The 8,123-nt window shown below is 62.3% G+C and carries 7 protein-coding genes; 2 read left to right on the top strand and 5 right to left on the bottom strand.

The window, feature by feature from the left end:
• The coding region (locus ACRECS_RS04880) for an RNA polymerase sigma factor (RefSeq protein WP_431581834.1) at positions 1-233 on the bottom strand (233 nt) is incomplete at its 3' end.
• Between the two features lie 180 nt (positions 234-413).
• Here ACRECS_RS04880 and ACRECS_RS04875 point away from each other — a divergent pair.
• Positions 414-1,298 (top strand): metallophosphoesterase, encoded by an 885-nt coding sequence (locus ACRECS_RS04875; protein WP_431581833.1) that lies wholly within the window; start codon positions 414-416, stop codon positions 1,296-1,298.
• Here ACRECS_RS04875 and ACRECS_RS04870 read toward each other — a convergent pair.
• From ACRECS_RS04870 to ACRECS_RS04860, 3 genes are read right to left on the bottom strand one after another with little or no spacing between them, the layout of a single operon-like run.
• Complete coding sequence (locus tag ACRECS_RS04870) at positions 1,284-1,922, bottom strand: 2-dehydro-3-deoxy-6-phosphogalactonate aldolase (RefSeq protein WP_431581838.1); 639 nt, start codon at positions 1,920-1,922, stop codon at positions 1,284-1,286. The genes ACRECS_RS04875 and ACRECS_RS04870 overlap by 15 nt on opposite strands.
• A complete protein-coding gene (locus ACRECS_RS04865) occupies positions 1,912-2,802 on the bottom strand; it encodes a 2-dehydro-3-deoxygalactonokinase (protein ID WP_431581832.1) in 891 nt (296 codons plus the stop codon). Before ACRECS_RS04865 ends, ACRECS_RS04870 begins: the two co-directional genes overlap by 11 nt.
• Positions 2,793-4,373 (bottom strand): sodium/sugar symporter, encoded by a 1,581-nt coding sequence (locus ACRECS_RS04860; RefSeq protein WP_431581831.1) that lies wholly within the window; start codon positions 4,371-4,373, stop codon positions 2,793-2,795. Before ACRECS_RS04860 ends, ACRECS_RS04865 begins: the two co-directional genes overlap by 10 nt.
• 104 nt (positions 4,374-4,477) lie before the next feature.
• Between ACRECS_RS04860 and ACRECS_RS04855 the strand changes: the two genes are divergently transcribed.
• Positions 4,478-5,206: a FadR/GntR family transcriptional regulator gene (locus tag ACRECS_RS04855; RefSeq protein WP_431581830.1), complete on the top strand. Its 729-nt coding sequence runs from the start codon at positions 4,478-4,480 to the stop codon at positions 5,204-5,206.
• A 99-nt stretch (positions 5,207-5,305) separates the two neighbouring features.
• Here ACRECS_RS04855 and ACRECS_RS04850 read toward each other — a convergent pair whose 3' ends face one another.
• Complete coding sequence (locus ACRECS_RS04850) at positions 5,306-8,071, bottom strand: TonB-dependent receptor (RefSeq protein WP_431581829.1); 2,766 nt, start codon at positions 8,069-8,071, stop codon at positions 5,306-5,308.
• Between the last annotated feature and the right edge of the window lie 52 nt (positions 8,072-8,123).

Below are 8,123 nucleotides of genomic sequence, written 5' to 3'. Positions count from 1 at the left end.
CGCAGATGGTCGAAGATGAGATTGCGCGCGACAGCGAAGCAAAAGGCACCGACATCCGTCACCGGACGCGACCGGCGATAGCTGTAAAGCCGGACATAGGTTTCCTGGACGATATCCTCGCCTTCGCACCGGTCGCGCAGCCGCCCCTCAACGAAGCGTTGGAGCGCGACCCGCAGTTCCGCTTCCCCGCCCTCGGCATGACGCCGCGCGGCGATGGCTGTCACCTCGTTCACCGACCGCACCCCTCGCGGGGAAGCCGGCCGGGCCGCCGCATCGGCGCCGTCATCTTCTATCTCCCCGCCTGGGATTCGCCCCAAGTCTTCGCCGCGCTAGACCTCATCCATGAAAGGCGCATGACAATCGCAATGACCACGCCTAGGGGCGCCTCAATCCAAGCCTTCCCGGAGTCGGCGATGCGCGTCATGATATTGTTTGCCGCGCTGATCGGCCTTGGCGCGAACGTGCCGGCCACACAGCGCGAGGAAAGGCCGGCGTTCAGCATCGGCGCGATCGCCGACGCGCAATATGTAGATGCGCCCGATAATGGGCAGCGGCTCTATCACACAGCACCGGGCAAGCTCGCCGCCGCAATCGCCGATTTCAACCGCCAGCGGCTCGCCTTTGTCGTTCATCTCGGCGATTTTATCGACCACGACTGGCCGAGCTATGATGCGCTTCTGCCGATTGCGCGCAAGCTCAAGCATCCATGGCATTTCGCGCTCGGCAATCATGAATTCGCGGTCGATGACGCGCACAAGTCATTGATCGTGGCGAAGCTTGGCATGCCGGCGCGCTATTATTGCTTCAAGGATCATGGCTGGTTGTTCATCGTCACCGACGGCAACGATCTCAGCAGCTATGGCTGGCCGGAGGGCAGCCCCGAGCACAAGCGCAGTATGGATGCGCATGCGGCGCTTTATGCCGACAAGCCGTTATGGGATGGCGGCATCGGCGATGCGCAGTTGCGCTGGATCGATGCACAACTGGCCGAGGCGGACCGGCGCGGACTGAAGGCGATGTTGTTCAGCCACTTTCCGCTCTACCCCGAAAATCCGCACAATCTGTGGAATACGCCGGCCGTGATGGCGCTGCTCGACCGCCACGCGTCAGCGAAAATCTGGCTCGACGGGCATAATCATGACGGCAATTACGGCGTCCGTGCCGGGATTCATTACGTCAATCTGAAGGCGATGCTCGACACGCCCGAGACCTCCTATGCCCGGCTCGACTTCTTCGCTGATCGCGTGGTCGTGAAAGGCACCGGGCGCCAGAGCGATATGGTGTTACGGCTGCGGTGAGCGCCGCAGCGCATCCATGAAGGCCGCCGCGCGCGCACCGACCTCGTTCACGCTCATGCCGGCCTTGTACAGCGCCGAACCCAGGCCGAAACCGTCACACGCGCCGTACCAATCCAGAAGCGTCTCCGGCGATACGCCTCCCACCGCCAAGATAGGAACGGAACGGGGAATCACAGCGCGCTGTGCGCCGAGGATACGCGGCGAAGCAGCCTCGGCCGGGAACAGTTTCAGACCGGTAGCACCGGCATTGATCGCGGCGAACGCTTCACTGGGGGTGAAATAGCCCGGCAGCGAAATCAGCCCCCCGCGCGCCGTCGCGGCGATCACGGCAGTATCGACATTGGGCGAGATGACCAGTTGCGCGCCGGTATCGGCGACGCGCGCGACATCGGCCTCGCTCAGTACGGTGCCCGCCCCGATCAGGGCATCGTCGCCAAAGCGACGCACGATCCGGCCGATGCTGTCGAACGGATCGGGCGAGTTGAGCGGTACCTCGATCATGCCGAAACCGGCGGCGATCAGCACCTCGGTGATCGCCTCGACCTCGCCCGGCGTCACGCCGCGCAGGATCGCGACAAACGGGCAGCGCTTCAGCGCGGAAACGAGAGTCGGTCTAGCGTCCATCATGTGCCTTCCAGATCGCGGTGATGCCGGCGGCGAACGCGGCATGACTGTCGAGCAGCACTGGCATGCCCCCCGTCACGGTCACCGCCGCCGCATATAAATCGCCCAGCGCCGCATCGGCGAGGATGTGCACCTTTTCCCCGGCGCTCAGCCCCTGCTCGCGCACATCGGTGCCGATCAGCAGGCCGCTCACCCGTGCGGCCGTCTCTCCCGCGTCGCGGTGGCCGAGCACGACACCCGCACGCTCGCCGAACAAATTGGAGAGCAGGCGATCGTCCTGTGCCAGTGCCATCCCCTCGCGAAACGCCGGTCCATCGGCGACCGCGCCGGTGAGGAAATCGCCAAGCAAGCTATGCGCCTTGAGCAGCGCGAACATCTCGCCGGTCATCGCGGTGCGAAAACCGGTAACGCTGCCGCCGCGAACCCGCGCCCATTTGCTATGCGTGCCCGGCTGGCACAGCAGCGCGTCGGCCGGCGCGAGACCAGCGGCGACCGCGCCAAGCAATTGCACTTCCTCACCGCGCATCACGTCGCTGCGGCCATCGGCGATCATGCTGAGTCCCGGGACGATCGCGGTCCGACCGGGCTCGACCCACACCAGCCCATCGGCCAGCGCAGCGAGATCGGCGGGACATTCGCGATAAGGCACCTCGACCCAGCCGCGCGTCGATCCGACCATGCCCGCGCATAGTATCGGCAGGTCGCCCAACCGCGCGCGGATCGCGGCGACCTCTCCGGCGAACGCCTCGCGCGGCACGGCCAGCACGCCCTTGTCGTCGCGCATCGTATCGATCACCGCGCCGTCGGCGGCGATCGCATAGGCGCGGCGATTGGTCGTGCCCCAGTCGATCGCGATGAAAGCGGGCCCACTCACCACCATGTGGCGTAGAGCGCGATCAGGATCAGGATCACCGCGACTGCACCGACGTTGAACGAGGTATCGGTACGGTAGCTGACATTGGCGGTGTCGATCGTGTCGGTATCGGCACGCGAGCGCGTGACCAGCGACACGCCCACCGCAAGCGCCAGTGCGATCAGGAACACCAGCCCCATCCGGTCCATGAACGGCAGCGTCGGCATCCAGACTTTGAACGTCCAGGACAGGATCACAGAGGCTGCGGCCGCGGTCAGCGCGCCGGCTTCGTTCGCGCGCTTCCAGAACAGGCCGAGCAGGAAGATGACCGTGATGCCGGGGGTGAAGAAGCCGGTGAATTCCTGAATGAACTGGAACGCCTGTTCAGAGCTGCCGACCAATGGCCGCGCAGTCAGGATGGCGAGCAGGATTGCCACCACCGCCGCGGCGCGACCGACGAACACCAAGTGCCGCTCATTGCCGGCCCCTTGGTTCCGGCCACCACGGCGCTTGGCATAAAGATCGAGCGTGAAGATGGTCGCGATCGAGTTGATCTTGGACGCAGTCGAAGCGACGATCGCCGCGATCAGGGCAGCGAAGACCAGGCCAAGCAGCCCGCTTGGCAACAGGCGCATCATGGTCGGATAGGCTTCGTCGGGTTTGGCCAGATCTGGCGCGAGCACTACGGCAGCGATGCCCGGCAGGACGATGACCACGGGCATCAGCAATTTCAGGAAGGCCGCGAAGATGATGCCCTTCTGCGCCTCACCGATCGATTTCGCGGCCAGTGCGCGCTGGATGATATATTGGTTGAATCCCCAATAGCTCAGGTTCGCAATCCACATCCCGCCGATCAGCACTGACAGGCCAGGCAAGTCCATATAATGCGGATCGCCCTTTTCCAGGATCATGTGGAAATGATCCGGCACCGCCTTGGTCAGCCGGCTGAACCCGGCGAGCATCCCCGCCCCCTGCCCCAGTTCGCCGAGCGTCAATGCAGCGATGATCAGGCCGCCAAGGACAAGCAGAGTCACCTGTACGATATCGGTCAGCGCGACCGCCTTCAGCCCGCCGCGCAGCTGATAGAGCAGCGCAAAGGCGCCGAGGATGACCAGCGCCACATCTTGGTTGATCCCGGCGACCTTGGTCACGGCGATCGACCCCAGCCAGATGATCGAGGTCAGGTTCACGAACACATAAAGCGCGAGCCAGAACAGCGCCATCAGCGTTCGGATCGACGGGCCATAACGCCGCTCCAAGAACTGCGGCATGGTGTAGATTTCGTTCTTCAGGAAGATCGGCAGGAAATATTTGCCGACGATCAGCAGGGTCAGCGCAGCCATCCATTCATAGGAGGCGATCGCCAGGCCGATGGCATATCCGGATCCCGACATGCCGACGATCTGTTCGGCCGAGATATTGGCCGCGATCAGCGACGCGCCGATCGCCCACCACGGCAGGTTCTTGGACGCCAGGAAATAATCGGTCGTGTTCTTGGGGCCGGCGCCCGCCTTGTCCCGCGAAACATATTGCGCGAGCCCGAAAATGAGCACGAAATAGACCAGGACGACGGCGATATCGATTGTGGCGAGCTGCATCTGGAACCCTTCCCCCTGATTGGCCGGGGCGCTATGTGTAGACTATGCGCGGCCTATTTATATGATCTATATAACTAGCAGCAGAGCAAAGGGGAGTGCAAGCGATGTCGACAGATCCCGGTGAAATCCGGACGTCCCTCGGGCGTAATCTCACCTATGGCCTGCTCGACCATCTCGGGAAGACGATCGTCACCGGCGGCTATACCAACACGCCTTTTCCGACGGAGGCGGAGCTGTCCAAACAGCATGGTGTAAGTCGTTCGGTGACGCGCGAAGCGGTCAAGATGCTGACCACCAAGGGCCTGCTCAGCGCACGGCCGCGCCAGGGCACGATCGTCCAGCCCGATACCGCCTGGAACCTGTTCGATCCGGATGTGCTGCGCTGGCTGCTCGAACGGAAATTCTCGCTCAAGCTGCTGCGCGAATTCAACGAATTGCGTGTCGCAATCGAGCCGGCCGCTGCGGCGCTGGCCGCGACTGCTGCGGACAAGCATGGGCTGCAATTGATCCGTGCCGGGTTCGACCGGATGACCGCAGCGGAGGCGGGCGACGACGATGCGCTCGAAGCGGATATCGCCTTCCATCTGTCGATCCTGCGCGCCTCGGCCAATCCGTTCTTCGCGCAATTTCGCGATGTTGTGGCAACGGCGCTGCGCACCTCGATCCGCTTCACCAACCGTATCCAAGGCCGCAGTGCGGATCTTGCCGCGCATGAAGCGGTGCTGCGCGCAATCGAGGCACGCGATCCCGACGCATCGCGCGCCGCGATGCTGCAGATCATCGAAGATGTGATGGAAGTCATCGTCCATTCGTCACCCTCCGCAACGGCTTGATCCGGCCGCGGTGAAAGAAACAGGCGGACCACGCTCGAAAGCGGGTCCGCCCTGAGGGCGACCGGCCGACAGGGACCGGCCAGTCGGGGAGTTCATCGATCAGAATTTCGCGGAGATGCCGATCGAATAGGTCGCATCGTCGAAGCGCATGTCGCGCGGCATGGTCGGGTCGCCATAATAGCTGCGATACGTTGCGTTTGTCAGGTTGGTGCCGTCCAGCGTCAGGGTGATGCCCTTGGTGATTTCATATCCCAGGCTGGCATCGAGACGGCCGTTCGGGCGTACCTGGTTCAGCACCAGCGTCTGGCCGGTCGGACGGACGGTGGTGCCGCCGTAATTCTCGTCATAATAGCCCGAGCGATAGGTGTAGACCACGCGGCCAGTGAGGCCGAACTTTTCATACAGTGCGCCGATGTTGAAATTGTGCCGCGAAACGCCCTGAATTGTCTGGCCGAACAATGGATCGCCGGGAGTTTTCACCTTGCTGTCGGCATAGGTGTAATTGCCGAATATCCCAAAGCCGCTAAATACGCCGGGCAGGAAGTCGAAGAAGGTCTGCGCGCTGACCTCAACCCCCTTCAGCGACACCGCGCCGACATTGCGTGGACGCAAGATATTGTAATCTATGCCATCAATTTTTTCGAGCTGGCTCTGGCTGATCACACGGTCCTTGATGGTTTTGTAATAACCCCCGATCGCGATGAAGCCGTTGCCCGGGAAATAATATTCCAGCGTGGCGTCGAACGCGTCGGATTTTTGCGGACGTAAATTGGGGTTACCACCCGAACCGGCATTCCGGATATTGGGATTGGTCGAGATCAAATAGGTGAGGCCGGGATTAAGATCGCCAAAGCTCGGCCGGGCGATCGAGCGCGAATAATTGAAACGCGCCTGCAATCCGCCGCCGAACTTCAGGCGGGCGCTGGCGCTCGGCAGGAAGTCGTCGTCGCTGGTGTTCGCGCTGTATGCCGTCAGCACTGGCGGTGGGTTCGGATTGCCGGGTGTCGCCTCAGGAAACACATTCGATGCGCCGGCGATCGAGCGGTCCGTGCGGGTGTAGCGAACGCCGAACTGGCCATCGAGCTCAAGTACGCCGCCCAGCGGTATCTTGTATCCCGCCTGGAGATAGCCGGCATAGGTTTTCTCGGCGGCATCGAACGTGCGGTCGGGTGTGAAGCCCGGGAAACCGGCGCCAAGGCCGAAAAGGGCGCGCAGTTGATCCTGAATCGCCGGATTGCGCAGCCAATCCTGGTTAGGAACGATCACACCAAAACCGTTGTTCACGCTCGGAATGCCCGACGCGTGAGTCAGAAAGCCCGCACCCAGAAACGGCACATCGGTGATCAATCTATTGCGTACCCCAGCCGGCCCGTTGGTCCCGCCCAGGGACTGTTCATGCCGCGCGGTATGATCAGCGAAGCGGGCACCGAACTGGATTGTGTCGAGGATTGTATCCAGCCGGTAGACGCCGTCCACCTTGGCGGCGAATTCCTTACCGCGGTCGCGGATATTGTCCTGGTTGAGTGGCCCCAGAGCAAAATTGGTCGGATCGCCCAGGCCGTCGGCGAGATCGGTAAAGAGCGTGCCACCACCAACATTGGTGTTGACGTTAGTGGCGATGCCGTTGCCGTTCTTCAGGATATCCAGGATGAAGTTCTGGTTACGCACCCGCGAGCGCTGATACGAAATGTCGGCCGAGAGCGAGAGCGACCCGGAATCATATTTCGCACCGCCGGAAATCACATAGACCGAGGTCTTGTCGTGATGCGCCTGAGTGCTAGTGAAGCCGCCATGATTGGTCGAGGTGAAGGACTGCGCCGTGCACAGATTGCGGACGGTGCCCTTGGAATCGAAGAAGCCGTCATTGTTGACGGTGTAATTCTGGCACTTCCCGTTGGTCGTGACATTGCTGAACGTGCCGCTGAACACGTCGTCGATCAGGAACGTGCTCGCCGACTTGTTCTCATAGGATGTGTAGAGGCCGTTGGCGTAGATCTGCAGGTCGGGCGACGGTTTCCACTGGAACGCCACATTGGCCTGTTTGCGCTCATAATCCCCTTCTTGGTTGAGACCGCCGACGCAGGTTGGCGCGATGATGCCGGGCGCACCCTGAGGATTGGCGCGGAAATCGCAGTTGAATGCGACCGGGCGATTGAAATGGTTAAGCGAGTAGGAGACGTCCGCAAGCAGGCCGATTTCACCGATACCGGTATCGAAGCGATCCGACACGAGCAGGCCCAGCACCGGGCTGAGTTCATGCGTGTTGCGCGTGTAGATGGCGCGGCCATTGGCGGCGAGGGTGAAGCCGTCGAAATCGAACGGCTTGTGCAGCCGCAGGTCGATCTGGCCGGCGACGCCGCCCTCGATCAGATTGGCCGAGGTCGATTTGTAAACATCGGCGCCGGCCAGCGCTTCGGCGGGCAAATCCTGATAGGCAAAGCCGCGGCCGACGCCGGTGAAGATTTCACGCCCGTCCAGCGTGGTCAGAATATCCGACAGGCCGCGCACGATCGGACCAACGATCTCGTTATTGTCGCCGACCGTGACCTGCACGCCCGGCACCCGCTGCAGTGCGGCAGCGACGGTGCGGTCGGGGAATTTGCCGATATCGTCGGCAACGATCGAGTCGACGACGTTTGCTGATTCACGCTTGATCGTCGCCGCCTTGGCTAGCGAGGCGCGAAGGCCAGTGACGATGATGTCGCCATTTTCCTCGTCGGGCTGGTCGACCGGCACAGCAGCCGGGTCCTGAGGGGTGGTGGCTTGCGCGCCGACCCCATCCTGAATGCCATTGGCAAATGCCGGCGTCGCGCCAAGCATGGCCAAGAGCGATACGGACGAAAGCACGCCAAATTTCGAGATCATGTCACCCCTCCAGGACAAGTGAGCGCCAGCTTTTTCCATCCGGCTGAGCGCG

Origin of the sequence: Sphingomonas sp., assembly GCF_050725575.1 — a bacterium.
Classification (GTDB): Bacteria; Pseudomonadota; Alphaproteobacteria; order Sphingomonadales; family Sphingomonadaceae; genus Sphingomonas.
Note: the sequence above shows the minus strand (reverse complement) of the source record. Positions and strands in the feature narration are given on the sequence as shown.

Excerpts from the sequence above, each read along its gene's own strand:
- ACRECS_RS04875 (WP_431581833.1), top strand. The coding sequence starts at position 414 with ATGCGCGTCATGATATTGTTTGCCGCGCTGATCGGCCTTGGCGCGAAC.
- ACRECS_RS04870 (WP_431581838.1), bottom strand. The coding sequence starts at position 1,922 with ATGGACGCTAGACCGACTCTCGTTTCCGCGCTGAAGCGCTGCCCGTTT.
- ACRECS_RS04865 (WP_431581832.1), bottom strand. The coding sequence starts at position 2,802 with ATGGTGGTGAGTGGGCCCGCTTTCATCGCGATCGACTGGGGCACGACC.
- ACRECS_RS04860 (WP_431581831.1), bottom strand. The coding sequence starts at position 4,373 with ATGCAGCTCGCCACAATCGATATCGCCGTCGTCCTGGTCTATTTCGTG.
- ACRECS_RS04855 (WP_431581830.1), top strand. The coding sequence starts at position 4,478 with ATGTCGACAGATCCCGGTGAAATCCGGACGTCCCTCGGGCGTAATCTC.
- ACRECS_RS04850 (WP_431581829.1), bottom strand. The coding sequence starts at position 8,071 with ATGATCTCGAAATTTGGCGTGCTTTCGTCCGTATCGCTCTTGGCCATG.